The sequence below is a fragment of the Arthrobacter ginkgonis genome, assembly GCF_039540195.1.
In the GTDB taxonomy this organism is placed as follows: domain Bacteria; phylum Actinomycetota; class Actinomycetes; order Actinomycetales; family Micrococcaceae; genus Zafaria; species Zafaria ginkgonis.
Window position 1 is genome coordinate 126,296 of record NZ_BAABEO010000015.1, and the last position, 25,605, is coordinate 151,900.

A 25,605-nucleotide genomic window follows, 5' to 3' on the forward strand; every position below is an offset into this window, starting at 1 on the left:
AATGGATTGGGGTCTGACCCAGTCTACCGGCGCGCGTCCGTGCTCCGGGCATCGTAGCGGTAGCCCAGGCCAGCGATGAGCAGGAACACACCGGTGATGATGGCCCCGCCGCCGGCGATGCCGAAGAATCCGTGGGCATCCAGTCCCAGCCCCAGGCCGCCGAGCAGGCCCACGCCGGTGCCGAGGGAGACGACGCCGGTGATGGCCAGGTCGCGGGCCGGGACCAGGTCCCGGCGGGAACGGAACCAGCCGGCGAGTTCGAGCGCGCCGGCGAGAAGGAACGCCAGGCCGCCGGCGATGCCGATCGTGACCGTTTCCGGGGAGATCACCAGGGCGACCGCCGCCAGCAGCCACACCGCGGCCGGGGCCACCAGGAGCCCGCGCACGCCGTCCGGAATGACGGGGGCCTTCGCGAAGTCCCAGACTGCCTTGGCGCTGACGATCAGGAACAGGGCAAGGCAGTAGGCGACCGTCGAGGCGCTCGGGGCGGGCCAGAAGATGGACAGCGCGCCGAAGGCAAGGGCCGCGGCGGCCCGCAGGGTAACGGGCTTCCACACGGCGGTGGCGACGTCGACGGGGGTTTTCAGGGCAGGCACGCCTTCGATTCTACTGGTCCGCGGGCGTTCCTTCCGGGCGAGGCCCGGGTCTACGCTCGGAGCATGTCCTCCAATAAACCGGTGACGGGCGCCGAGCGGGACGACCTCTACCGCCGCATCCATGAGCTCCAGGCCATCATGAATGACGGCAACAGACCGGTCGCCGAGCGCAAGGCGGCGCTGAACCAGATCGAGAAGCTCAGGGTCGAAGCGGACGCCGCCGACGTCGACTACTACCAGCAGCATCCGCCGAACGCGGAGGGTTTCCACCCGCCCACGGGTGCCTGATCCGCCGTCGCGCCGGAGACTTATGCGCCCGCCACCATCCAGCGCCCGTTCCGCACGCGCCACAGCAGCGTGCCCGCCCGGGCCCCCATGAATCCAGCGCCGAACGCGATCCACAGCCACAGGAGCGCGGCGGCCGCGGGCAGCGGGACCGCCGCCACCCACCACAGCAGGGGCAGGTAGACCACCAGGGTCACGACGCCGGCCAGCGCCAGGTAGCGCGCGTCCCCGGCGCCGATGAGCACGCCGTCGAGCACGAAGACCAGCCCGCACAGCGGCTGCGCGGCCGCCAGCACCCACAGCCCCACCGCCGCCGCCCGCTGGACCTCGGCGTCCGGGGTGAACAGCGCTCCCGCGAAGGGCGCCGCCAGCGCCAGCAGCGCCCCGGTGGCCACCCCCAGGCCCAGGCCCCACCGCACCATGGTGGCGGTCAGCCGCCCGGCCCGTTCCGTGTCCCCGGCGCCCAGTTCCTTGCCGATCAGCGCCTGCGCGGCGATCGCCAGCGCGTCCAGCGCGAACGCCAGGAAGGTGAAGATCGTGAACACCAGTTGGTGGGCGGCCAGCGTCAGCGTCCCCTGCGCGGAGGCCACCCAGACGGTGGCGAGGATCGCCAGGCGTAGGCTCGCCGTGCGCAGCATCAGCCAGGACCCGACCCTGCCGGTGGCCAGCACGCCGCGGCCGTGCGGGCGCAACCGCACCCCGTGGCGGCGGACCCGGGGCACCAGCAGCCACAGGTAGACCGCGGCCATTCCCCATTGCGCGATCGAGGTGCCCAGCGCCGACCCGGCGACGGACAGTCCGGCCCCGTAGACCAGCACGAAGTTCAGGACGATGTTCGCGGCGAACCCGATTCCCGCCACCAGCAGCGGGGTGCGGGTGTCCTGCAGGCCGCGCAGCACGCCGGTGGCCGCCAGCACCAGCAGCATGGCGGGCACCCCGGGCATGGACCAGCGCAGGAAGTCGGTGGCGAAGCCGAGCACCGCGCCGGTGGCGCCCATGGAGGCGGCCAGCGCCGGGGCCGCCACCCAGCCGGCCACGGCCAGCAGGAGGCCCAGGCCCAGCGCCAGCCACACGCCGTCGCGCCCGGCGGCGAGCGCGCGGTCCATGCGCCCGGCGCCCAGTTGGCGCGCCACGGCGGGGGTGGTCGAGTAGGCGAGGAAGATCATGAGTCCGACGGCGGTGTGCAGGACGGTGGTCCCCAGGCCGGCGCCGGCGAGTTCCTCGATGCCCAGGTGCCCGATGATCGCGGTGTCGGCGATCAGGAACAGCGGCTCGGCGATCAGGGCGCCGAGCGCCGGGACGGCGAGCGCCAGGATCGCCCGTCCCAGGCGCGGCTCGGCGGGGGCGAGGGCTGTCGGCTTCTGCGGGGTGGTCACCTAAGCCAGCGTAGTTGCTGGCGGCGGCGTGGACCGTCCCCCCGCCTTGTTGCGGGGCTCCCTGCGGGTCAGGCGGTGCGCTCCCTGCGGACCAGCACGCCGAGCAGGGTGGCGGCGAGGGCGGCGGCCGCGGCGAAGGCGATGAAGTTCGAGCTGACGCCGAGTCCGGCGGCCAGCAGCAGGCCGCCGACCTGCGGCGCCATGACCGCGCCGATGCGGCCAAGGCCCAGCGCCCAGCCCAGCGCGGTCCCGCGCAGCTGCTCGGGGTAGCGGCTTGCGACGGCGGCGATGACCAGCGCCTGGGTGCCGTGGGTGCCGACGCCGGCCAGGATCAGGGCGAGGTAGACGACGGCGACCGGCGGCTGGCTGACCAGCATCAGGAGCGCCGCCGCCGCCAGGGCCGCCGCGGTTGCCGCGGTCCGCATCGTGCCGAAGCGGACCCCGGCCCAGCCGGTGACGATCGAGCCGGCCACGGCGCCCAGGTTCAGGGCCAGGGCGAAGGTCAGGGCCGATCCCAGGTTGTACCCGGACAGCTGCATCAGGTTCGGCAGCCAGGTGCCCAGCCCGTACCAGGCGAACAGGGTGGCCAGCGTGATGGCCGCAAACAGGATCGATGCGCCGCGGTAGGGAGCGCGCAGCAGTGATCCGAAGCCGGTCTTCGGGCCCCGGTCCGACCGGTCGGCGGATGCCGGGTGCTCCAGCGTCTCGGGCAGGTACTTGAACCCCAGCGGAACCAGGACCACGAGGCCGACGACGGCAAGGAGGAACATGGAGCGCCATCCGAAGGCGGGAATGGCCACGATGCCGGTCAGGGCCGCGATCGAGCCGCCGATGGGGACACCGGACATCATCAGGGTGGCCATGGCCGAGCGCCAGCGGTCCGGGATCAGTTCGGCGGTCAACGCGTTGACCGAGGGGACCAGGCCGCCGAGGCCGATGCCGGCCAGTAGCCGGAGTCCTCCGAAGACGAAGGGGTTCGGCGCGAAGGCGCACAGGACCGTCAGGACGGAGAACGCGATGGAGCAGGCCAGGATGGTCCGGCGCCGCCCCAGCAGGTCGGCCAGCCGGCCTGCCAGCAGGGCTCCGATGAGCATTCCGAGGAAGGCCGCGGAACCGATCGTTCCGGCGGTGGCCTTCGTCAGCCCCCAGCCCGGTTCGGCGAGGAGGGACGACTGCACGGTGCCGTAGACGATCAGGTCGTAGCCGTCAAAGACGATGAGGAGCCAGCACACGAGCACGGCCATGAGGGAGGACCGTTTCAGGGGGGCCGGGCCGGTTTCCAAGGGGGAGGCTTGGGTGTGCGCATCGCCGATGACGCGCTCTGGGGTGGTACGCATGCTGAAAACTGTGAGGGAGGGCACGTGGGGGCGGCCACGAGATTCTGGCACCCAGAATCCGTAAGGCCCCCCGGCGCCACTCCCCCTATGCTGCCGGGCACGGGGAGCAGGCCCAGGGGGTTGCCCACCGTTCCCGCGGCCATTATGCGCCTTTCTTGACACGCCATGTGACGTGGACCATTCTGGGAAATCGATATACCGAGCTACTCCCACCATTTGAGAGTTGACATGGGCCAGAAGCTGCGTATCGCCGTCGTTGGGGCGGGGCTGATCGGACGTCAGCACGCCCAGCGCGTCAGGGACCATCCCCAGATGGAGTTGGCCTACGTGGTGGACCCGTTCCTGCAGCCCGCCGATGCCGCGTTCGGTCCAGGCACGATCGTGACCGCGGATCTGGACAAGGCCCTGGGCGAGGTCGACGGAGCGATCTTCGCCACCCCCAACGCCCTGCATTGCGAGGGAGCCCTGGCAGCGGTCGACGCCGGGGTTCCGGCCCTCGTGGAGAAGCCGATCGCCGACACGCTGCAGGCGGCCGAGCGGATGGTTGCCGTCGCCGAGGCCGCCGACGTTCCGCTGCTGATCGGCCACCACCGCCGTTATTCCCCGCTGTTGGATGCCGCCGCAAAGGCGGTGGCCTCCGGAGCCCTCGGGAACCCCGTGGCGGTCATGGGCTCGGCCCTTTTCCACAAACCCGACGACTACTTCGAAGCCGCGCCCTGGCGGCGCGAAGCCGGGGGCGGGCCGATCCTGATCAATCTCATCCACGATGTCGACGACCTGCGGGCCCTTTGCGGAGAGATCGTCCGGGTGCAGGCCACCTCCAGCAATGCCACCCGCGGCTTCGCCGTGGAGGACACCGCCGCGATCACCCTCACGTTCGCCAACGGCGCCCTGGGCACCTTCATCATTTCCGACGCCGCAGCCTCCGGCCGATCCTGGGAACAGACCAGTCGGGAGAACCCCAGTTACGACACCGCGCCGGATGAGGACTGCTACCACATAGCCGGAACCCGCGGATCGATCTCCGTGCCGACCATGCGCCTGCGGACCTATGAGGGAAAAGCCTCGTGGTGGGAACCCTTCACCGCCACCGTCCTGCCGATCCGGCGCCAGGACCCGCTGGACCTGCAACTTGACCATTTCGCCGCCGTCGTCCGCCGCGAAGCCGAGCCGAAGGTCACGGCGCGGGACGGCCTGCAGTCCCTCCGCGTTGTCCAAGCCGTGATCGAAGCAGCCCGCACCGGGCAGCCCGTCAACGTCCCCCTCGGCCTCCCGGCCGACCCCGCCCCTTCCTGAAGCCCACCCCAGACCAACAACACCGCCACGGCCGTGGCATCACCACGGAGCACTCACCAAAGGAGCCCGTCATGTCACACAATTCCCCGCCAGCCGGCACGGCCCCAACACACGGCAAAACGCCCCGCAAGGCTGCCTTGGCCAGCTGGATCGGGTCGGCCCTGGAGTACTACGACTTCGCCGTCTACGGCACCGCCGCCGCACTGGTGCTCAACCACCTCTTCTTCCCCGACACGACCTCCCCGGGAGTGGCCATCCTCCTGTCGATGGGCACCGTGGGGGTGGCCTACGTCGTCCGTCCCCTCGGCGCGCTGGTCATGGGCCCCCTCGGCGACCGGTTCGGACGCAAGTTCGTGCTGATGCTCACCCTGTTCATGATGGGCGGGGCCACCTTCGCCGTAGGCTGCCTGCCCACCTATGAGCAGGTAGGCCTGCTCGCGCCGACCCTGCTCGTCGTGTGCCGCATGATCCAAGGCCTGTCCGCCTCCGGCGAGCAAGCCAGCGCCATCTCCGTCTCCCTTGAGCACGCCGACGAGCCCCGCCGCGCCTTCACTACGAGCTGGACTCTTCAAGGCACCCAGTTCGGCACCCTGCTGGCCACCGCCGTGTTCATCCCGCTGACCCAGCTGCTCACCGAGGAGCAGCTTTTCTCCTGGGGTTGGCGCATACCTTTCTGGCTTTCGGCCTTCGTGGTCGTCGTCGCCTGGATCATCCGCCGCAAGCTGGAGGAACCCCCGGCCTTCGAGCAGGCCCGCGCCGAGCTGCCCAGCGAAAAGCCGGCCACACCGCTCGCCCTGATGATGAAGTACCACAAGACGGCGGTCATCCGCATCGCCGCGGCGGCGATGATCAACACCGTCAACGTCGTCTTCCTGGTCTGGTCCCTGTCCTTCGCCACCTCGGTGGTCGGCCTCGAGCGCACCACCATGTTGCTGGTCTCCGTCTCGGCCAACGCCCTGGCCCTGCTCATGATCCCCGTGGCCGCCATCGTGGCGGACAAGATCGGACGCAAGCCGGTCTTCATCGTCGGGGTGATCGGGCCGGCCGTGATGATGTACCCCTACCTCCAGGCAGTGGCCGCCGGGAACTGGCCGCTGATCTTCGTCTTCGGCCTCATCCTCTCGGGGTTCTTCTACTCGATGGCCAACGGCATCTGGCCCTCCTTCTACGCCGAGATGTTCCCCACCCGCGTTCGGGTCACCGGCCTGGCCATGGGCACCCAGATCGGCTTCGCGATCTCCGGCGGGCTCACCCCCGTGGTCGCCTCGGCCTTGGCCGGACCCGAGGGCACCAATTGGCTGGCCGTGGCAATGTTCGTCAGCTTTGCCTGCCTCGTCTCCGTTGCAGCGGCCCTGACCGCCAAGGAAACCAAGGCCTTGACCCTGGCCGAGATCGACGCGCTGCACACCGACCGTACCGAAGCCTTGGAACTGGAAAAACTCAACCGGCCCTCCACTCCCCGCTAGGCTCCGCGGGCTGCTACGCCTCGGCGTGCCGCAGCAGCCCGGCCGCCAGCGCCGCCGCCAGCAGCATCAGCACCGCGACGAACGCCACCGCCCCGGGCCATCCGAAGGGCACGAAGGCCAGGCCCACGGCCCACCCGAACAGGCTCGATCCCCCGTAGTACGCCAGGTTGTACAGCGAGGCGGCCTGCGCGCGCCCACCGATGCCCAGCTGCGGGATCCACCCGCTGGCCACCGCGTGCGCCCCGAAGAAGCCGGCCGTGAAGAGCAGCATGCCGGCCACGATCGCCGGCAGCCACGGCACCAGCGTCACCACCAGGCCACAGGCCATGACGCCGATGGAGCCCAGCAGCACCGGCAGCCGGCCCCGCCGCACCACCAGCGTGCCGGACCTGCGCGAGGACCACGTCCCGGACAGGTAGACGACGAACACCAGCGAGGACAGCGACGCGGGGATCAGGAACGGCGGCGCCTCCAGCCGGAACCCGAGGTAGTTGAACACGGCCACGAACCCGCCCATCAGCAGGAACCCCTGCGCGTACAGCGCCAGGAGCGGGGCGCTGCGCAGGTTGGCCTTGAGCTTGCGCCACAGCGACTGCGCGCCGGGCGCCGAGCGGGGTACGGGGTCGAAGCCGCGCGGCTTGGGCGCTGAGACGATGAAGACGACGGCGGCGCAGGCCGCCATCAGGCTCACCACCAGCGTGCCGATGCGCCAGCCGACGAACTCGCTCAGCGGCCCGGCGACCAGGCGCCCCGCGAGCCCGCCGAGGGAGGTTCCGGAGATGTAGGTGCCGGCGGCGACCGCCGCGTACATCGCGGAGACCTCCTCGCTAAGGTAGGCCAGGGCCACGGCCGGAATGCCGCCCAGCGCCATCCCCTCGACGAAGCGGATGGCCAGCAGCGCCTCGTAGCCGGGCGCCGCGGGAACCAGCAGGCCCAGCACGACGGCGGCAATCACCGCGATCACCATCGTCCGCAGCCGGCCGATGCGGTCCGCCACGGCCGACCACGGGATCACGGCGGTGGCCAGGCCCAATGTCGCCGCGGAGACGGCCAGCGCGGCCTGGGCGGACGTGACGTCCAGGTCGCGGGCAAGTTCGGGCAGGACGCCCTGGACCGAGTAGAGCTGGGAGAAGGTCGCCACGCCCGCGGCGAAAAGCGCCAGGATGATCCTCCGGTACCCGGGGCTGCCGTGGGGATGCCCGCCCCAGGGGTGCTCGCCCGCGGCGTTCGCTTGTCTGGCATCCGTCATGGCTGGATCAGCGGCAGGACCGTGTAGCTGATGATGAGGGCGATGGCGTTGTTGAACGCGTGGAGGACGTACGAGTAGGCCAGCGACTTGCCGCTGAGCACGTATGCGACGCTGATGACCGCCCCGAGGCTGATGTAGGGCACCGCCGCCACCGGGTCGAAGCTTCCGGAACCAACGAAGTGGATGCCGGCGAACAGGGCCACCGAGAGCAGCACGCACACCCAGGTGTTGACCTTGCGGCTGAGCTTGCCGATCAGTAGGTGGCGGAAGACGTATTCCTCCACGAACGGACCCATAACGACGGCGACCACGAACATCGTGGGAAACGGGATGGAGGTGGTCAGGTTCTCGATGGTCAGCTGGTTCTGGCTCTTGACCGCCTGGCCCAGCACCATCAGGGTGACGGCGCTGATCAGGAGGGCGGTGATCCATGCCCCCGGGATCATGAAGCCCTTGGCCCACGGGTGGTAGAGGAAGGTGCGGAAGGAGTGCCAGAGCACGGGAAAGGCCATGGCCATGGCCCCGGCGAACAGGATGGCGTAGCCGATCAGGTTCACCGCGAAGGTGGCCGCGTCCGGGGTGCTGAACATCTCGTGGAAGCCGGGGATCTGGTACAGCAGCGCGGCAAAACCGAAGATGAAGAGCAGCACGTAGAGCACCAGCATGATTGCGTCCCCGAGGCGGAACGGGCCGGCATCGAACACCGGCTGTCGGCGCTTCTCGGGGCGGGTAATCCTGGGACCGTACTGGCCCGATGGCGGCAGCTGCATGAACCCCAGTGTATGAGGCGAGGGGCCCCGTCCGAGCGCCAGCGAGGGCGGGGAGGCTCAGGAACGGTATGAGGCGAGGGGCCCCGTCCGAGCGCCAGCGAGGGCGGGGAGGCTCAGGAACGGTATGAGGCGAGGGGCCCCGTCCGAGCGCCAGCGAGGGCGGGGAGGCTCAGGAACGGTATGAGGCGAGGGGCCTGTCAGAGGACCGTCAGCCCGGCCTCGGCGGCCAGGATGGGGGCCAGGTCCTGCAACTGGAACCCGTCGATGGTGGCTCCGCGCAGCCCGGACACCCCGGTGAGCCGGCGCATCTGAGCCCCTCGCAGGTCGGTGTCCTTCAGCTTGGCACCGTTGAGCACCAGCGAGTCGATCCGGCAGTCCTCGAACGCCACGCGTTCCAGGGAGGCGCCGCCGAGGTCCAGTTCGTCGATGATGACGTCGCGGAACAGGACGTCGCCCAGCTTGGCCGCGCGCAGGTTCACGTAGCCGAGCTTGCCGCCGTCGAACGCCACCGAACGCAGCGAGGCTCCGTGCAGCTCCGCGGACCCGATCCGGGAGCGCACGATCCGCGTGTTGCGCCACCCGGAGTTGGCCGCCTCAAGGACCGGGACGTTCAGGTCCTCGAGGCGGCACTCCCCGAAGCTGGCACGCAGCAGCGGGGCCCCGTGGAGCGCCACGCGGCGGAAGAGGCAGTCCCGGAACACCGTGTCCTCCAGGTCCAGCCCCTCGGCGTCGTCCGAGTCGTACAGCAGGTGTTCCGCGAGCCCGTCCGCGCCGAGCGCGGACAGGTCGCCGGCACCGGAGTACGACGGCGGGACGTCGGCGGGCAGGCGCGGGGGCTTGGGTGCGTGGTTGGGCATGCCCTCCAGCCTAGGGGTGTTCCGTCAGCTCCGCTGGCCCCCTGCCGGTTCCCCCGCCGGTTCGCCAGCGCCTTCCTCGCCTGCGCCTGGCTCGGTTTCTCCATGCGCGGGTCCGGCGAACTGGGACATGTAGAGCCGGTAATAGGCCCCGCCGGCCGCGAGCAGCTGCGCGTGGTTGCCCTGCTCGACGATCCGGCCGGACTCCATCACCAGGATCGTGTCAGCGTCGCGGATGGTGGAGAGCCGGTGGGCGATGACGAAGCTGGTCCGGTCGGTGCGCAGGGCCGCCATGGCGTGCTGGACCAGCACCTCGGTGCGGGTGTCCACGGAGGAGGTCGCCTCGTCCAGGATCAGCAGGGAGGGGTTGGCGATGAACGCCCGGGCGATGGTGATCAACTGCTTCTCGCCGGCGGAGACGTTCGTGGCGTCCTCGTCGATGACCGTCTGGTAGCCCTCCGGCAGGGCGCGCACGAACCGGTCCACGTAGGTGGCCTTGGCCGCGGCGAGGACCTCCTCGTCGGTGGCGTCGAGCCGCCCGTAGCGGATGTTCTCCATGATGGTGCCGTTGAACAGCCAGGCGTCCTGCAGCACCATGCCCACCTTGGAGCGCAGCTCCGCCCGGGACAGCTCGGTGATGTCGACCCCGTCGAGGGCGATCGACCCGCCGTCCAGCTCGTAGAACCGCATCACCAGGTTCACCAGCGTCGTCTTGCCGGCGCCGGTGGGGCCCACGATCGCCACGGTGTGGCCGGGGTGCGCGTCGAAGGAGAGGTCCTCGATGAGCGGCTTGGCCGCGTCGTAGGAGAACGTGACGTCGCGGAACTCCACGTGCCCGTCGGTGCGCTCGGGCAGGTGGCGGGTGGCGGTCTCCGCGTCCTGCTCCTCGGCGTCCAGCAGCTCGAAGGTCCGCTCGGCGGACGCGACGCCGGACTGGAGCATGTTGGCCATGCCGGCCATCTGCCCCAGCGGCTGCGTGAACTCCCGCGAGTACTGGATGAAGGCGGTGGCGTCGCCCAGGGACATCTGCCCCGAGGCCACGCGCAGGCCGCCGACCACGGCGATGCCCACGTAGGAGAGGTAGGAGACGAACTGCATGACCGGGAAGATCATGCCGGAGACGAACTGCGCGCCGAACGAAGACTTGTACAGCGACTCGTTGCGCTCCTCGAAGCGCTCCAGGCTCTCCGCCTCACGGCCGAACACCTTGACCAGTTCGTGGCCGGAGAAGGATTCCTCGATCTGCCCGTTCAGGGAACCCGTGGACTTCCACTGCTCCTTGAACAGCCCCTGCGCTCGGGCGCCGATCACGCCGGCGGCAACGCCGGAAAGCGGCAGCGCGATCAGCGCGATCAGGGCCATCTGCCAGGACACGATGAACATCATGATGACGATGCCCACCACCTGCAGCACCGACTGGACCAGCTGGGCAAACGCCTGTTGCAAAGCGTTCTGGATGTTGTCCACGTCGTTGGTGACGCGGGAGAGCAGGTCGCCGCGCTGCCGGGTGTCGAAGTAGTTCAGCGGCAGCCGGTTGAGCTTGTCCTCGACGTCCTTGCGCAGCGTGTAGACCACGCGCATGACCAGGCGGTTGAGCACGTAGCCCTGCGCCCACATGAACAGGGAGGCCACGAAGTACATGGCCAGCACGATCATGATGATCCTGCCGAGCGCGACGAAGTCGATCCCGGCCCCGGGCACCAGCTGCATGCCGGAGATCATGTCGGCCAGGTCGTTCTGGCCCTGGGCGCGCAGCCCCTCGACCACCTGCTCCTGGCTCATGCCGGCGGGCATGTCCTTGCCGACCACGCCGGAGAAGATGATGTCCATGCCCTGGCCGAGCACCTTCGGGGCGATGACCGTGAGCACCACGCTGATCGTCACGAAGAACAGCACGACGGCGATGCCCGCCTTTTCCGGCGCCAGCAGACCCAGGAGGCGCTTGGCCGAGGGCCAGAAGTTCTTGGCCTTCCGGACGGACTGCTGGCCTCCCCAGCCGTCGTCGATGGACATGTCGCCGAGTTCTTCCTCTGGCGCGGCGACGGTGTCCGCCGGGCGTTCTTTCTTCCGTGCCATCTAGGCCACCTCCTCCACGCTGATCTGGGACTCGACGATCTCGCGGTAGGTGTCCGACGTTTCCAAGAGCTCCTCATGGGTGCCGCGGGCGACAATCTCGCCGTGGTCGAGGACGAGGATCTGGTCCGCGTCCGTGATGGTGGAGACGCGCTGGGCGACGATGATCACCGCGGCGTCCTTGGTGGGCTGCTTCAGGGCCGCACGCAGCCTGGCGTCCGTGGTGACGTCCAGCGCGGAGAACGAGTCGTCGAAGAGATAGACGCTCGGCTTCGCGGCCAGGGCACGGGCGATGCAGAGGCGCTGGCGCTGGCCGCCGGAGACGTTGGTGCCGCCCTGCGAGATCGTGGAGTCCAACTGCTCGGGCTTTTCGCGCACGAAGCCCGCCGCCTGGGCGGTCTCGAGCGCGTCCCACAGGTCCTGGTCGCTGGCCTTGGGTGCCCCGAAGCGCAGGTTCGTGGCCACGGTTCCGGAGAACAGGTACGGCCGCTGCGGGACGGTGGCCACCCGCGCCGCGATCTGGGCGCGGGTCAGCTCGGTGACCGGAACCCCGTCGATGAGGACCTGGCCGGAGGCGGCATCGTAGAGGCGCGGGATGAGGTTGAGCAGCGTGGTCTTGCCGGCACCCGTGGAGCCGATGATCGCCGTCGTCCTGCCCGGCTCGGCGGTGAAGCTGAGCCCGCTGAGCACCGGCGCCTCGGCGCCCGGGTACCCGAACGTGACGTCGCGGAATTCGACGACGCCGCGGCGCGGGGCCTCGGCCCGGACCTCGGCGGGGTCGCGCAGCGACGGCTCGGTGCCCAGCACCTCGGAGATGCGCCCGGCGCAGACCGCCGCGCGCGGGATCATCATCGCCATGAACGTTCCCATCATGACGGCCATGAGGATCTGCAGCAGGTACTGCAGGAACGCGGTCAGCGCGCCGATCTCCATTTCCCCGGCGTCGACGCGGTGGCCGCCGAACCAGAGCACGGAGGCCGTGGCCAAGTGCAGGATCATGCCGATCAGCGGGAACATCAGCACAAACAGGTTGCCGACCTTGACGCCCACCTCGGTCAGCCGCTCGTTGGCGCCGCGGAAGCGCTCGGTCTCGAACGGTTCGCGGACGAACGCGCGCACCACGCGGATGCCGATGATCTGTTCGCGCAGCACGCCGTTGATGCCGTCGATCCGGGTCTGCATGAGTTGGAACAGGGGCATCAGGAAGCGGATCAGCACGCCGACGATGGCCACCAGCAGCGGCACGGAGACCCACACCAGCCAAGACAGGCCGGCGTCTTCACGCAGGGCCATGATGATGCCGCCGATGCACATGATGGGGGCCGCGACCATGAAGTTCAGGCCCATCAGCACCAGCATCTGGACCTGCTGGACGTCGTTGGTGCCGCGGGTGATCAGCGTGGGTGCGCCGAAGCGGTTGACCTCCTGGGCCGAGAAGGAGGAGACCTTTCGGAAGACGGAGCTTCGCAGGTCGCGGCCGACGGCCATGGCGGTCTTCGCACCGAAGTAGACGGCGGCGATGGCCGTGAGCACCTGGACGAACGCGACGCCGAGCATCACGGCGCCGGTGTTCCAGATGAAGCCGGTGTCCCCCGTTGCCACGCCCTTGTCGATGATTTGGGCGTTGAGGCTGGGCAGGTAGAGGGTGGCGATGGTCGTGGCGAGCTGGAAGCCCAGCACGGCCGCGATCCAGCCTGAGTAGGGTTTTGAGTATTGGAGGATCAAACGGAAAAGCATGCGAGTCCTTTGCGTTGCCGAGAGCAAGGGCCACTCTACCTGCGCGCACCGACGCTTTGGTGAACCCGCTGCCAACCGCCCGGGCCTTTGACCTGACCGAATCGGCGTCGCGGATCCGTGACCCGGCGCCTCCCGCTACTGCCTGAACGCGGCGTCGAAGGCGGCCTGCGGGGGTGTGAAGTCGAAGCGTTTCAGGAAGGCCAGGGCCTCCGGGGCTCCCTGCAGACGGTCCATGCCCGCATCCTCCCATTCGATGCTGACCGGGCCGTCGTAGCCGATGGCGTTCAGCGCCCGGAAGCTGTCCTCCCACGGCACGTCCCCGCGCCCGGTGGAGACGAAGTCCCAGCCGCGGCGCGGGTCTCCCCAAGGCAGGTGCGAGGAGAGGATGCCGTTGCGGCCCCCGCCCATGCGCATCTTGGTGTCCTTGCAGTCCACGTGGTAGATCCGGTCGGCGAAGTCGGCGATGAAGGCCACGGGGTCGAGGCCCTGCCACATGAAGTGGCTCGGATCCCAGTTCAGTCCGAAGGCCTTCCGGTGCCCGATGGCCTCCAGGGCTCGCGCCGTGGACCAGTAGTCGTAGGCGATTTCGGAGGGGTGGACCTCGTGGGCGAAGCGGACGCCACATTCGTCGAAGACGTCCAGGATGGGGTTCCAGCGGTCGGCGAAGGCCTGGTATCCGGCGTCGATCACCGCGGACGGCACCGGGGGGAACATGGCCACGTACTGCCAGATGGAGGATCCCGTGAAACCGACCACGGTCTTCACGCCCAAACGCCGGGCCAGGCGGGCGGTGAGCTTCATTTCCTCTGCAGCGCGGGCCCGCACTCCTTCCGGATCGCCGTCGCCCCAGACCCGCTCGCCGACGATGTCCCGGTGGCGGAAATCGATGGGATCATCGCAGACGGCCTGGCCCTTGAGGTGGTTTGAGATTGCCCAGACCTTCAGGCCGTTGCGTGCCAGGATGTCCAGCCGGTTCTCGATGTAGGCGTCGTCGTCCCACCGCCAGGCGTCCAGATGGTCCCCGGACACGGCGATCTCAAGCCCGTCGAAGCCCCAGCCGGCCGCGAGCTCGGCGACCTTTTCGAAGGGCAGGTCGGCCCACTGGCCGGTGAAGAGCGTGAAGTTCCGTGCCATGGTCAACTCCTTGGCGTCATGGTGGGCAAGGAAAGATCCACGGTTGCACCGGAACGGGCGGCGCTGCGCTCGACGGCGTCGAGCACCTTCTGGACCTCCAGTCCGTCCTCGAAGGACGGTTCCGGAGACGCCCCGCTGCCAAGGCTGCGCAGGAAATCCGCGGCTTGGCTGGTGAAGGTGTGGTCCCATCCCAGAATGTGGCCGGGAGGCCACCATGAACCGGCATAGGGGTGGGCGGGGTCGGTGACCAGGATCCGGGCCGGGCCCTGCAGCTCCGGCGGGGCCGCGGTGTCGTAATGGTGCAGTTCGTTCAGGTTCTCCAGGTCGAAACGCAGGTGCCCGCCGGAACCGTAGATCTCGATCTGCAGGGCGTTCTTCCGGCCGGACGCCATGCGGGAGACCTCCAGGCTGGCCACGGCCCCGGAATCGAGCCGCAGCGTGGCCCAAGCGGCGTCGTCCACGGTGACCGCCTCGGTTCCCGCAGGGCCGGGACGCTCCGTGACGAAGGTGTGGACGGTGGCCGAGACGGACTGCACCTCGGCGCCCAGCAGGAACCGGATCTGGTCCACCGCGTGCGAGGCCAGGTCGCCGAGCGCCCCGGAACCTGCGGATTCCCGGCGCAGCCGCCAGGTCATCGGCGCCTGTTCGTCCGCCAGCCAATCCTGCAGGTAGGCGAGCTTGAGTTGGCGGATGGTACCGAGTTTGCCCGCAGCGATCATGCTGCGGGCCTGTGCCAGCGCCGGCACGCGCCGGTAGTTGAAGCCGATCATGGACTGGATGCCGCGCTCCCGCGCCCGTACGGCGGCCCCAGCCATCCGCTCCGCCTCCCCCACCGTGTTGGCCAGCGGCTTTTCCACGATGACGTGCTTGCCCGCCTCCAGCGCGGTGATGGCCAGTTCGGCGTGCAAGTGTCCCGGAGTGCAGATGTCCACGATCTGGATGTCATCGCGCTCCAGCACGCTGCGCCAATCGGTGGAGCTCTCGCTCCACCCGTACCGCCCGGCGGCCTCCGCCACCCGTTCGCGGTCACTGCCCACCAATAGCCGCTGCGCCACAGCGGGCGTGTCGTAGAAGGCATTCACATTCCGCCAGGCGTTCGAGTGCGCCTTGCCCATGAACGAATAGCCCAGGACCGCAACGCCCAGTGCGGGGGAATGGCCGGGGACAGAGGCTGTCATGATGTTGTTCTCCTTGTTCAGACCCGGGCCGACAGGCTGCGCAGGAAGGCCAGGCCGTCTGCGGCCAGGGCGTCCTGCGTGGGTGCCAGCGGCCGCCAGATCGAGGCGGCGGTGGCGATGGCCGCGTTGTCCGCGGTGAAGCTCTCGATGTTCAGCGGGCCTTGGTAGCCGACGTCGTCCAGGGCGCGCATGAGTTCCGGCCAGTCCGTCTGGTCCCCGCCAGGCGCGCCGCGGTCATTGCCGCAGACCTGCAGGTGGACCAGGTGCTGGCCGGCCAGCCGGATGGCGCCGGCGCTGGAACGTTGCTCGATGTTGAGGTGGTAGCTGTCCAGGGCGAGCCCCACACCGTGTCCCAGCAGCGGGCCGAGCGCCTCGAGGGCCTGTTCGACGGTATTGACCAGCGAGGTTTCGTACCGATTGAGCGGTTCGATGCCGAGGACGACGCCGGCTTCCGCGGCCTGGGCGGCCAGCGGCGCCAGATTCGCACGCAGCTGGCGGTACGCCTCCGCGCGCTCGTCAGCGTCCATCCGCCAGAGCCGCCCCGTGCGGGAGTAGAACGGTCCGCAGACCGCCGGGGCACCGACGTCGTGTGCCAGGGTGATGCAGGCACCCAAGTAGTCCTGGGTGGCCTGCACCGTTGCCGCGTCCGTCCGTACCAGGTCGCGTCCCGGCGCCATCGCCCCGACGATGAAGGGCCTTAGCCCGGTGGCCGCGAGGGCCTGCCGGACGGTGCCGGCCGTGAAGTCCCCGGCGTTTTCGAGCGGCAGCTCGACGGCATCGAACCCCATGGCGGCGATCCTTGCCAGCAGGGGAGGCAGGTTGGCGTCGGTGAGGGGGGACGCCCAGACCCAGGTGTTGACCCCGATGGGCCGGTTCCTTGGGACGTTCACTGACCTGTCTCCTCTGCTGGGGTGGATGGCGGCTGGCTTGGGTCTGGCCGATCAGGGGATCTGGCGCTGCTGCCAGACCTCGGGATAGCCCTCCAGGTCCTCGCCGCCGAACTTGGCGTAGTGCCCGTCCGGCATGCCCTCGTTCGTGGCCAGCCAATCGTCGAGCTCGCCGGCGGTGATGGGAGTCTGCGGCAGCACCCATTCGGCCGGGACTTCCTCGCCCTTGAAGATCTTCTCCAGGGCCAGCAGCGGAGTGCGCCACTGGAAGTTGGAGTACACCGGGGCGAGTGCGTCGATGCCGGTCTCCTTCCACTTGCGCAGGAAGCTCAGCTCGTCCTCGCCGGTCATCACGGGCAGGTCCTTGCCGGCGTCCTCGAAAGCCTCGATGGCCGCCACGGCGCCGTCGCCGGCGTCCATCCAGACGCCTTGGACATCGCCCTTGGCGAGCTCATCGGAGATGATCTTCTTGATTTCGGTCGGGTCCGCCCCGGTGAAGTAGTCGGTGGCCTCGATGCCCTTTTCCTGGAAGATCTTCTCCGCGGCCGCCCAGCGCTGTTCCAGCACGTCCACGCCGGGCAGGATGCGCAGGGCCACCACCTTGTCCCCGGCGGCCAGCTTGCCGCTGAGGAACTCGGCGGTGTCGATGCCCCAGGCGAAGCCACCGATCGGATGGATGAAGGTAGTGGCGCAGTCCGTCTCGACGCCGCGGTCGAAGACCACCACCGGCTTGCCGGTCTCGCAGGCCCGCTCCACCGCAGGAGTCAGCGCCGCGGTGGAATTGGGCGAGATGACGAAGGCGTCGCAGTTGCCTTCGGCGATGAAGTAGTCGATGTCCGCGATCTGCGTGTTGTCGTTGTCCTTGGCGTCGCGGGTCTCCATCTCGGAGATCACCCCGGTCTTCTGCAGGGCCTTGAGCTGCTGGTTCATGGTGATCCAGCCGGTCTGCCGCCACGGGTTGGAGATCGAGGCATTGGCGAAGCAGACCTTCTTGGCTCCATCGGAGGCGAACTTGGAGGTGTCGGTCGTTTCTCCCGCGATGTACTGCAGGTACGGCTTCTCCGGGTCCCCCTCAAAGGTCGCCGAACGCTGGGCCGATTGTTCGTTAAAGAGGGCCTGGTCGAACCATTCCTGGCCGGGTTCGGTCGTCGCCGGCGAGGTTGCGCCGGTGGTTTCGGTGACCGCCGGATCGGTGGTGCAGGCAGTCAGCGCAAGCAACGACGAAGCCGCCGCGATCGCCACCGTGGTGCGGATACTCTTGTGCATCAGTGTCGGTTTCCTCCCTGTTCGGTGCCCTGGACGGGCGGTAATGCCGTTGAAATCCGGTGTTGCTCGGCCTGCGCGCCGATGGCCGCGCCTTTGCGCCGGCGCTGCCAGGAGCGGGCGGCCGCCGCCACGGCGACGATGATGATGAGGCCCTGGACGGTGTCGCGCCAGGTGGACTGGATGCCCATGAAGTTGAGCAGGGCGAAGAGGGACTCGAGCGCGAAGGCGCCCGCCGCGGCGGAGAGCACCCAGCCGCGGCCGCCGCCCAGCACCACCCCGCCGAGCACGACGGCGGTGATCGCCGTGAACTCGTAGCCCCGCCCGACGGAGGGGTGCACGCCGGCGTAGCCGACCAGCAGGATGCCGGCGAGGGTGGCGGCCAAGGAGGAGATTATGAACGCCCGGGTCCGCACCCACCAGACCGGTGCGCCGGCGAGGGCGGCAGCGGTGGGATTGTCGCCGGCGGCGATCAGTGTCCGCCCGTAGGGACGGCGCATCAGCCAGAAGGCGAACCCGGCGACGGCGGCGAGGATGATCACCGGATACGGGATGATCTCCAGCACCGGCACGTCCTGGATGCCGCCACGGCCGATCTGCCGGAAGCTGTCCGCGGGATTTCCGGTGGCGGCCCCGCCGGTCCAGAACAGCACCAGGCCCAGCAGCGCCAGCATCATGCCCAAGGTCACGATGAAGCTCGGCACCTGCAGCAAGGTGGTGACCAGTCCGTTGACCAGGCCGATCAGCACCCCCAGCACGATCATCAGCAGCAGCACGGGGATGACCTTGGCATCGTCCTGGCCGATCAGGTTTCCGGCGACGATGACCTGGGTGGTCACCACCGACCCCATGGAGAGGTCGAATTCGCCGGAGACGATCACGAAATACTGGCCGATGGCGGCAATGGCGATCGGCGCCGTGCGCCCGATGAACCGGATCAGGGAGCCGGGTTCCCCGAAGGAGGGGTTGACCGCGATGATGGCCACCAGCAGGACCGCCAGCAGCACGAAGACGGCGCCGCCCGGTGTGCGCAGGCCGCGCAGGAAGCGCTCGCGCCAGCTGGACCGGTTCCGCTGCAGCACGGCGTTGCGTGCCCCGGGGCTCAGTGTCTGGCTCATGCCGGCACCTCATCGGCCTCGCGCCTGGTCGCGTCCGTAGGCCCGAAGCGCGGCGGGCGGGCAACAATCCTGCGGCGGGCGTAGATGGCCACCGCCACCACGATCACGACGCCTCGGACCACGTCCTTCAGGAACGGGTTGATCTGCAGGACGGACATGATGTTGTCCAGCATGGCGAAGATCAACACGCCGCCGAGGGTGCCGGTGATGGTGCCCTTGCCGCCGGACAGCAGGGTGCCGCCCAGCACGACGGCGGCGATGGAGAGCAGGTCGTAGCCTCCCTGGGTGCCGATCGTCGGGCTGCCGACGCCGAGCCGGCTGGCCAGCAGGAGCCCGGCCATTCCGGCCAGCACCGAACAGATGACATGGGCGGTGATGACCGGGGTCGGGGTGTGGATGCCCGACATCCGGGCCACGTTCCGGTCGCCGCCGACGGCGTAGATGTGGTGGCCCACGCGGGTCCGGTGCAGCAGCAGCATGGCCAAGCCTGCGCAGCCGAGCATGATGAGCGTGGAGACGGGCACCGGCCCGAGGCCGGTGGCACCGATCAGCCGGAACGGAGTCGGCGTCTGGCCGAAGCTGCCCTTGTAGTTGGTCGCCAGATAGCCGCTGATGATCAGTCCCATGCCGAGGGTGGCGATGAAGCCGTGGACGTTGAGTCCGGAGACGATCAGTCCGTTGATCAGGCCGATGGCCGCGGCCACTCCGAGTGCCAGGAGGACGCCCGCGAGCACGTTCTCGCTCCGGTTGGCCATCACGCCGGCGCCAATGAGGCTGGCCAGGCTGGTGACATAGGGGACGGAGAGGTCCAGGCTGCCGACCAGGATGACCAGCGTCTGCCCGATCGCTATGAAACCCAGGACCGAGGTGCCGGTCAGGATGCTGGAAATGTTCCCGGGACTGAAGAAGTTCCGTCCGGTGGCGGCCACCAGGATGGCCCCGACGATAGCGGTCAGCAGGGCCACCAGGTAAACGATCTGGGTGGAGGACAGGCGGTTGAAGACACCGGCGCCTGTGCGGGTCGTTTGTTTCATGGCTGTTCTTCCCCTCTGGCGCCCGTGGCCAGTTTCAGGACTTCCTCTTCGGTGGCGCCGGCCGGAAGCTCACCGGCCAGGCGGCCGTCGTGCAGGACGAGGATGCGGTCGGACATGCCGATGACCTCGGGAAGCTCGCTGGAAACCATGAGCACCGCTTTGCCTTCCGCCGCGAACTGGCGCATCAGCTGGTAGACGGCGATTTTTGCCCCGACATCAATGCCCCGCGTGGGCTCGTCGAGCAGAACGAGCTGCGGGCTGATGGCCAGCCACTTGGCCAGCACCACCTTCTGCTGGTTGCCGCCTGAGAGATACTGGACCTCTTGGTCCAGGTCCCGGGCCACTACTTCCAGGGAGGAGAACACGCCAGGCACGTTCCGCCTGGCCGAAGGCGTGTTCCCGGGCATGACGGCACGGACCACGCTGAGCGCGTTGTCCAGGATGGACTGGTTCAGGCTCAGCCCCTCGGCCTTGCGGTCCTCGGTGATCATGGCAATCCGGGAGCGGATGGCCTGCCGCGGCGAACGGGGCAGGAACTCCCGACCGTTGACCCGCATCCTGCCGCGGGTGAACGGCGCGGCGCCGAAGACGGCCTGGAGCAGTTCGGAGCGGCCCGAGCCCTGCAGCCCGGCCACGCCCACTATTTCGCCGGGGCGCAGACTCAGCGTAATGGCGTCCAGCTGGCCGTTCCCGGCACCGGCGAGTTCCAGCAGCGGGGCCCGGTCCCGGGCATCGGGGCCCGACGGGAGCTTGTCCGGGAAATAGGCGGAGATGGGCCTGCCGACCATCAGGCGGACCAGCGAAGCATCGTCCAGGTCGGCTGCCGGCCGGGTGGCGACGACCTTTCCGTCCTTGAGCACGGTGATGTTGTCGCACAAGTCGAAAATCTCACGCAGCCGGTGGGAGACATACAGGATGGCGGTGCCACGCTGCTTCAGGCGCGCAATGATCTGGTACAGCAGTTCGACCTCGGGGCCGGCAAGGGCGGCGGTCGGCTCGTCCATGGAGATGACCCGGGCATTGAAGCTGACGGCCTTGGCGATCTCCACGATCTGCTGCTCCGCCACTGACAGGGCCCTGACCTGGGTGGTGGGCCGGATGCTCGCTATTCCCAGGGAGTCGAGCAACTGCGCGGCCTGACTGTTCATCAGCGCCCGGCTGACCAGCGGTCCCTTGCGAGGTTCCCGTCCCAGGAAGATGTTCTCGGCGACCGTGCGATCCGGCAACAGGTTGAACTCCTGGAACACCGTGGACAGGCCGGCCTCGTGCGCCTGGGTCGGATGCCCGAAGTCCACCGGCTCCCCGCCCAGGAGGATCTCGCCGGAATCCCGCTGGTGCACGCCTGCCAGCAGCTTCATCAGCGTGGACTTTCCCGCGCCGTTCTCGCCCACCAGCCCGTGCACTTCGCCAGGCATCAGGGTCAGGGCCGCGTCCTGCAGCACGGTGATTCCAAAGAAGCTCTTCGACAGCCCCCGAACTTCGAGCACCGGGCCGGAGGCCACGCGGGGATCCGGCACCGGCGCGGCATCCGGACCCGAATGATTGCTGACAATCCCACTCACGAGGCCCACCGTGACACACGTCACTTACTTTTGTCGATGGTCCGGCAAAAGATAATTCGTGATCGGTTCTTAGTCGAGCTAGAGGCGAACACAAGCACCGCATGTTTTACTGAAAAGGTGTCGAAATCCGAGGCCGTCCGGCAGCCGCACGCCGCACCGCTTCCCGCTCCCGGAGCGAGCGAAGTGTTCCAGCTGCTGCGGGACGGCCAGCCCCGCACCCGAGCCGAGCTTGCGCAGCTGACCGGGCTGGCGCGCTCCACCGTCGCCTCGCGGGTGGAGACGCTGATGAAGCTGGGACTCATCGCCCCGTTCGGCGGCGCGGCCTCGACCGGGGGCAGGCCGCCGTCGTTGCTCGCGCTCAATCCCGGGGCGCGCGTGGTGGCCGGCGCCGACGTGGGAGCCACGCACATTCTGGTGACACTGACCGACCTCTCCGGGGCAGTGCTGGCGGAGCAGCGCGAGGCCCTGAAGGTCGCCGAAGGACCGGACCGGGTGCTGGGCTGGCTGGCCGGGGCCGTGGCAAAGCTGCTGCACCAGGCAGGGCGGACGGGCGCCGACTTGGGCGCCATCGGCATCGGGCTGCCCGGCCCGGTGGAGCACGATTCGGGCCGCCCGATGAACCCTCCCATCATGCCGGGCTGGGACCGCTTCGATGTGCCAGGACAACTGCAACGGCAGTTCAACGTCCCGGTCCTGGTGGACAACGACGTGAACATCATGGCGCTGGGCGAGCAGGTCACCGGCTGGTCCGGAACCTTGGACCTGATGTTCATCAAGGTGGCCACCGGCATCGGCGCCGGGATCATTTCCGGCGGACAGCTCCAGCGCGGCGCGCAGGGAACGGCCGGGGATCTGGGCCACGTGCGGGTGCCGCGCGGCGGGGACGTGATGTGCCACTGCGGCAACTACGGATGCCTTGAGGCCCTGGCCTCGGGCCCCGCCCTCGCCGCCGCGCTGGAGGAGAAGGGCCGGGAGGCGTCCACCAGCCAGGACGTGATCGACCTGGTCCGGACCGGGGACCCGGAAGCGATCCAGGTGGTCCGCCAGGCCGGACGGGACATCGGGGACGTGCTCGCGGCATGCGTCAACCTGATCAACCCGTCGGTGATCATCATCGGCGGCAGCCTGGCCCAAGCCGGGGAATACCTGCTGGCGGGGATCCGCGAGGTGGTCTACAAGCGCTCCCTGCCGCTGGCCACCGAGCATCTGCGGATTGCGCCCTCGACAGCCGGCGGCCGCGCCGGCGTGATCGGGGCCGCTGCGATGGCCATCGGCCACGTGCTCTCGCCCGAAGCCATCGAGGCCGCGGGGGCAACCCTCCGCTGAGCGTGTGCCCCAACCCGCGCGACTGTCGCCCGCCTTGTCCCGGCGGCCCTCGAACCGCCTACGGCCGCCCCGGCGTCGTCCTGCCTTGGCGTGGCCCTCGCCGGAGGGGCACGTCAAGGCGGGAAGTCCGCTAGCCGAGCGTCCAGGACCGCTTGGAGAGCCCGAACCAGAAGCCTTCGATCGCGGTCTTCGCGTCGATGCCGCCGGAGGCGGAGGCCGCACCCAGGGCCACGTACAGCGGCGCCCAGTGCTCGGAGCGGGGGTGTGCCTCGCGGGCGCCCGGGGCCTTGTGGATGAAGTCCAGGATCGCGTCGACGTCGCCGGCGGCCATGGCCTCCTCCGCCCAGTGGTCAAATTCGCTGGAGACCGCCGGCGGCGTCGCGTCCGGGCCGGCCGCCGGGTTGAACCAGCGCAGGTTGTGGGTGGTGAAGCCGGAGCCGACGATCAGCGTGCCGCGGTCGCGCAGCGGCGCCAGCGTGCGGCCGAGCTGGAACAGGCCCTGCGGGTCCAGGGTCGGCATGGACATCTGCACCACCGGGACATCGGCCGCCGGGAACATCTCCTTCAGCGGCACGTAGGCGCCGTGGTCCAGCCCGCGTTCCTCGTCGCGTTCCACGTGGTGGCCGTGGGTGCCGACCAGCTTCTCCACCTCGGCGGCAAGCTCCGTGGCCTGCGGGGCGTCGTAGCGGACGTCGTAGTACTTCTGCGGGAAGCCCCAGAAGTCGTAGACGAGTTCGGTGGGCCGCTGCGTGGCGCTGAGCGTGACGGGGGCGTTTTCCCAGTGCGCGGACACCATGAGGATGTCCTTGGGCTTGTCGAAGGTGCCGGACCAGTCCGCGAGTTCGCGGGTCCAGCGGGCGTCGTCGGCCAAGGGCGGGGCACCGTGGCTGAGGAAGAGGACCGGGGGGCGATCGAGGGTCTGCGTCATGGGAACCATGCTACGCCCATTTGATTCAAGCTTCAAGTAAAGGGTGTGGTCCTACCCGGCCGCGAGGAACCGCTCCAGCTTGCCCAGCGCCGACTCCCAAGCGGCACGCGCGGAGGGCACCACCTCCGCGGGCAGCGGACCCTGGTTCAGCGTCAGGCGGGTGCCGCCGGCGGTCTCGGCCAGCTCGATGGACAGCTCAATGACCAGGCCCAGGGTCATGTCATGGGGCCCGTCGTGGTTGACCAGCGCCTCCGGCGCGCGCACGACGCTGAAGACGGCATCCACGGGCACCGCCTGGCCCGGATGCTCCGGCGAGTGCATCTCCAGCTTCTGCCGGCCGCCAACGCGCAGGTCGATCTCCACGCTGCCGGGGACAACGGACCATCCGGCGGGCCCGTACCAGCCCGCCACCCGGGCAGGATCGGTGAAGGCCTCCCAGAGGGCTTCGCGGGGAGCGGCGAATTCACGGTCGATCACAAGGGTCTGCATGTCCATGCCCCCATTTTCCCGCACTCCCGGCGCCCGGCACGCCGCCCGGGCCGCGAAGGCTCCGCACCCAGGGAAGGCACGGAGCCTTCGCGGCCGGGGTGGCTCCGGCCCGGCGAGCCGGATGGCCTTAGGCGAGCGCGCCGGCCCGGCGGCCGAACACCACGCCGGCGGCGAGGCCTGATCCGCCCGGATAGTTGCCGGAGAACAGGCCGCCCAGCATCTCCCCGCAAACGAACAACCCGGGGATCCACCGGCCTTCCCCGTCCAGCACGCGCCCGTGGGTGTCCGCCTTGAGGCCCCCGAAGGTGAAGGTAATGCCGCAGGTGACGCCGTAGGCGTAGAACGGGGCGGTGACCAGCGGCGTGGCCCAGTTGCTCTTGACCGGGAAGGTGTCCGCGCGGCGGGCGTCCTTGACGTTGGGGTCGAACGGGATCGAGGTGTCGATCGAGGAGTTGTAGTCGTTGACCGTCTTGGCCAGCCGCTCCGGATCCAGTCCGATCCCCTCCGCCAACTCCTCGATGGTGCCGGCCGTCCGCACCGAGACGCCGGGCATGTCGTACTCCTCGGTCCGCAGCATCGGCCGCAGCGTGGCGTCGAAGACCTGGTAGGCGATGGAGTCGGGCTGCTGCAGGATGACCTTGCCGAACTTGGCGTAGGTGTAGTTGCGGAAGTCCTCGCCCTCGTCGAGGAACCGTTCACCCCGGTTGTTGACGATGATGCCCAAGGGGTAGCTCTGCCGGGTGAGCCGGTTGGTCAGCTCGCGGTTGGACTCGTTGTTGGGCGTGAACGCGTCCCACTGCACGGAGTGGCAGGACCCCCAGTCCCCGCCCTTGGCGGCACCGGCCTCGAGGCCGGCGGCGATCATGTCGCCGTTGTTGTGGGCGGTGCCGCGGATCTTGGCGTTCTGCCAGCCCTCGCCCAGGTGCTCGCGGCGCCAGTCGGGGTTGGACTCGAAGCCGCCCGCGCCAAGGACCACGGATTCGGCGCGCACCTCCCGCACGGCCCCGTCGGCCTGCCGCACCTTGACCCCGCGCACGGCGCCGTCCTCGACGATCAGCCCGAAGACGTCCTGGCCGTAGCGCACCTCGGTCCCGAGCTGCCCGGCCACCCGCACGTGGTCCTCCATCAGGCCCTCGCCGCCGCCGACGTTGCCCACGTGCAGCCCGCCCCAGAACAGGTAGGTGCCGTCCTCGCGCTCATAGGCCTGGCGCTCGTACATCAGGCGGTACTTCAGGCCCAACGATTTCAGCCACCGCAGTCCCGGCGCGGCCTCCTCGACGAGCACCTTGGCCAGTTCGCGGTCGCCGCGCCCCTCGGTCACCTTCTCAAGGTCGGCGGCGTACTCCTCGGCCGGGTAGGGCGGGACCTCGGAGACCGCGTGGCGCTCGTCGAACTCGACCAGGTCGCGCAGGTCCTCCAGCCCGCCGTGCGCTATGCGGGTAGCACCTGCGGTGTAGTAGCTGTTCCCGCCGAACTCCTCGCGCGGGGCCTTCTCCAGGACCAGGACCCTGCGTCCCCGGACGGCTGCGGCATGGGCCGCGGTGAAGGCGGCATTGCCGCCCCCAACGACGACGACGTCGAAGTCCGCCCCGGCACTGCCGGCGGCTGTCTCTCGAAGCATTAGTTCCACCTTCTGCTATAAACCTG

22 protein-coding genes are annotated in these 25,605 nt (G+C 69.2%); 4 read left to right on the forward strand and 18 right to left on the reverse strand.

The genetic code is table 11. The features are described 5' to 3' along the window. Positions 1 to 23 precede the first annotated feature (23 nt). A complete protein-coding gene (locus ABD912_RS11560) occupies positions 24 to 596 on the reverse strand; it encodes a DUF308 domain-containing protein (protein WP_345150931.1) in 573 nt (190 codons plus the stop codon). Positions 597 to 659: 63 nt separating this feature from the next. Between ABD912_RS11560 and ABD912_RS11565 the strand changes: the two genes are divergently transcribed. Then, entirely contained in the window at positions 660 to 884 is a 225-nt protein-coding gene (locus ABD912_RS11565) for a hypothetical protein (RefSeq protein WP_345150933.1), read from the forward strand. A gap of 20 nt (positions 885 to 904) precedes the next feature. On the opposite strand, the gene ABD912_RS11570 is transcribed toward ABD912_RS11565, so the two are convergent. Together ABD912_RS11570 and ABD912_RS11575 are read right to left on the reverse strand one after the other, a co-directional pair. After that, positions 905 to 2,257 (reverse strand): MATE family efflux transporter, encoded by a 1,353-nt coding sequence (locus ABD912_RS11570; protein WP_345150935.1) that lies wholly within the window; start codon positions 2,255 to 2,257, stop codon positions 905 to 907. Between the two features lie 68 nt (positions 2,258 to 2,325). Next, on the reverse strand, positions 2,326 to 3,594 hold the full coding sequence (locus ABD912_RS11575; protein ID WP_425548054.1) for an MFS transporter: 1,269 nt from the start codon (positions 3,592 to 3,594) through the stop codon (positions 2,326 to 2,328). A 228-nt stretch (positions 3,595 to 3,822) separates the two neighbouring features. On the opposite strand from ABD912_RS11575, the gene ABD912_RS11580 reads away from it, so the two are divergent. Further along, positions 3,823 to 4,890: a Gfo/Idh/MocA family protein gene (locus tag ABD912_RS11580; protein WP_345150937.1), complete on the forward strand. Its 1,068-nt coding sequence runs from the start codon at positions 3,823 to 3,825 to the stop codon at positions 4,888 to 4,890. Positions 4,891 to 4,961: 71 nt separating this feature from the next. Beyond that, a complete protein-coding gene (locus tag ABD912_RS11585; RefSeq protein ID WP_345150939.1) occupies positions 4,962 to 6,356 on the forward strand; it encodes an MFS transporter in 1,395 nt (464 codons plus the stop codon). Positions 6,357 to 6,369: 13 nt separating this feature from the next. Here ABD912_RS11585 and ABD912_RS11590 read toward each other — a convergent pair whose 3' ends face one another. The 12 genes from ABD912_RS11590 to ABD912_RS11645 all read right to left on the reverse strand — a co-directional run bounded on the left by ABD912_RS11590 (position 6,370) and on the right by ABD912_RS11645 (position 21,101). Continuing rightward, entirely contained in the window at positions 6,370 to 7,605 is a 1,236-nt protein-coding gene (locus ABD912_RS11590) for an MFS transporter (RefSeq protein ID WP_345150940.1), read from the reverse strand. After that, on the reverse strand, positions 7,602 to 8,375 hold the full coding sequence (locus tag ABD912_RS11595; protein WP_345150941.1) for a CPBP family intramembrane glutamic endopeptidase: 774 nt from the start codon (positions 8,373 to 8,375) through the stop codon (positions 7,602 to 7,604). The genes ABD912_RS11590 and ABD912_RS11595 overlap by 4 nt, the downstream gene beginning before the upstream one ends. A 197-nt stretch (positions 8,376 to 8,572) precedes the next feature. Next, positions 8,573 to 9,232: a pentapeptide repeat-containing protein gene (locus tag ABD912_RS11600; protein ID WP_345150942.1), complete on the reverse strand. Its 660-nt coding sequence runs from the start codon at positions 9,230 to 9,232 to the stop codon at positions 8,573 to 8,575. Between the two features lie 24 nt (positions 9,233 to 9,256). Continuing rightward, the gene (locus tag ABD912_RS11605; protein ID WP_345151015.1) at positions 9,257 to 11,242 is read right to left on the reverse strand and encodes an ABC transporter ATP-binding protein; all 1,986 of its coding nucleotides are present in this window, start codon (positions 11,240 to 11,242) and stop codon (positions 9,257 to 9,259) included. Positions 11,243 to 11,305: 63 nt separating this feature from the next. Continuing rightward, a complete protein-coding gene (locus tag ABD912_RS11610; protein WP_345150943.1) occupies positions 11,306 to 13,039 on the reverse strand; it encodes an ABC transporter ATP-binding protein in 1,734 nt (577 codons plus the stop codon). Positions 13,040 to 13,174: 135 nt separating this feature from the next. Then, positions 13,175 to 14,173, reverse strand: coding sequence for a sugar phosphate isomerase/epimerase family protein (locus tag ABD912_RS11615; RefSeq protein ID WP_345150944.1), 999 nt, complete (start codon positions 14,171 to 14,173; stop codon positions 13,175 to 13,177). Between the two features lie 2 nt (positions 14,174 to 14,175). Continuing rightward, complete coding sequence (locus tag ABD912_RS11620; RefSeq protein ID WP_345150945.1) at positions 14,176 to 15,351, reverse strand: Gfo/Idh/MocA family protein; 1,176 nt, start codon at positions 15,349 to 15,351, stop codon at positions 14,176 to 14,178. Positions 15,352 to 15,368: 17 nt separating this feature from the next. Further along, positions 15,369 to 16,241 (reverse strand): sugar phosphate isomerase/epimerase family protein, encoded by an 873-nt coding sequence (locus ABD912_RS11625; protein WP_345150947.1) that lies wholly within the window; start codon positions 16,239 to 16,241, stop codon positions 15,369 to 15,371. Positions 16,242 to 16,292: 51 nt separating this feature from the next. Beyond that, entirely contained in the window at positions 16,293 to 17,504 is a 1,212-nt protein-coding gene (locus ABD912_RS11630; RefSeq protein ID WP_345150948.1) for a substrate-binding domain-containing protein, read from the reverse strand. Further along, positions 17,504 to 18,619, reverse strand: a complete 1,116-nt coding sequence (locus ABD912_RS11635) for an ABC transporter permease (protein ID WP_345150949.1) — start codon at positions 18,617 to 18,619, stop codon at positions 17,504 to 17,506. Before ABD912_RS11635 ends, ABD912_RS11630 begins: the two co-directional genes overlap by 1 nt. Then, the gene (locus tag ABD912_RS11640) at positions 18,616 to 19,653 is read right to left on the reverse strand and encodes an ABC transporter permease (protein ID WP_345150950.1); all 1,038 of its coding nucleotides are present in this window, start codon (positions 19,651 to 19,653) and stop codon (positions 18,616 to 18,618) included. Before ABD912_RS11640 ends, ABD912_RS11635 begins: the two co-directional genes overlap by 4 nt. Beyond that, positions 19,650 to 21,101 carry a sugar ABC transporter ATP-binding protein gene (locus ABD912_RS11645; RefSeq protein WP_425548057.1) on the reverse strand — a complete coding sequence of 484 codons (1,452 nt, stop codon included), beginning with the start codon at positions 21,099 to 21,101 and terminating at the stop codon, positions 19,650 to 19,652. The genes ABD912_RS11640 and ABD912_RS11645 overlap by 4 nt, the downstream gene beginning before the upstream one ends. Before the next feature lie 231 nt (positions 21,102 to 21,332). On the opposite strand from ABD912_RS11645, the gene ABD912_RS11650 reads away from it, so the two are divergent. Further along, positions 21,333 to 22,541 (forward strand): ROK family transcriptional regulator, encoded by a 1,209-nt coding sequence (locus tag ABD912_RS11650; RefSeq protein WP_345150953.1) that lies wholly within the window; start codon positions 21,333 to 21,335, stop codon positions 22,539 to 22,541. A 130-nt stretch (positions 22,542 to 22,671) separates the two neighbouring features. Here the strand turns inward: ABD912_RS11650 and ABD912_RS11655 are convergent, their stop codons facing one another. The 3 genes from ABD912_RS11655 to tcuA form a co-directional block, all read right to left on the reverse strand. Then, the gene (locus ABD912_RS11655; protein WP_345150955.1) at positions 22,672 to 23,469 is read right to left on the reverse strand and encodes a dioxygenase family protein; all 798 of its coding nucleotides are present in this window, start codon (positions 23,467 to 23,469) and stop codon (positions 22,672 to 22,674) included. Positions 23,470 to 23,520: 51 nt separating this feature from the next. Next, positions 23,521 to 23,964 (reverse strand): SRPBCC family protein, encoded by a 444-nt coding sequence (locus ABD912_RS11660; protein ID WP_345150957.1) that lies wholly within the window; start codon positions 23,962 to 23,964, stop codon positions 23,521 to 23,523. Positions 23,965 to 24,085: 121 nt separating this feature from the next. Continuing rightward, the gene (gene tcuA / locus ABD912_RS11665) at positions 24,086 to 25,579 is read right to left on the reverse strand and encodes an FAD-dependent tricarballylate dehydrogenase TcuA (RefSeq protein WP_345150958.1); all 1,494 of its coding nucleotides are present in this window, start codon (positions 25,577 to 25,579) and stop codon (positions 24,086 to 24,088) included. Between the last annotated feature and the right edge of the window lie 26 nt (positions 25,580 to 25,605).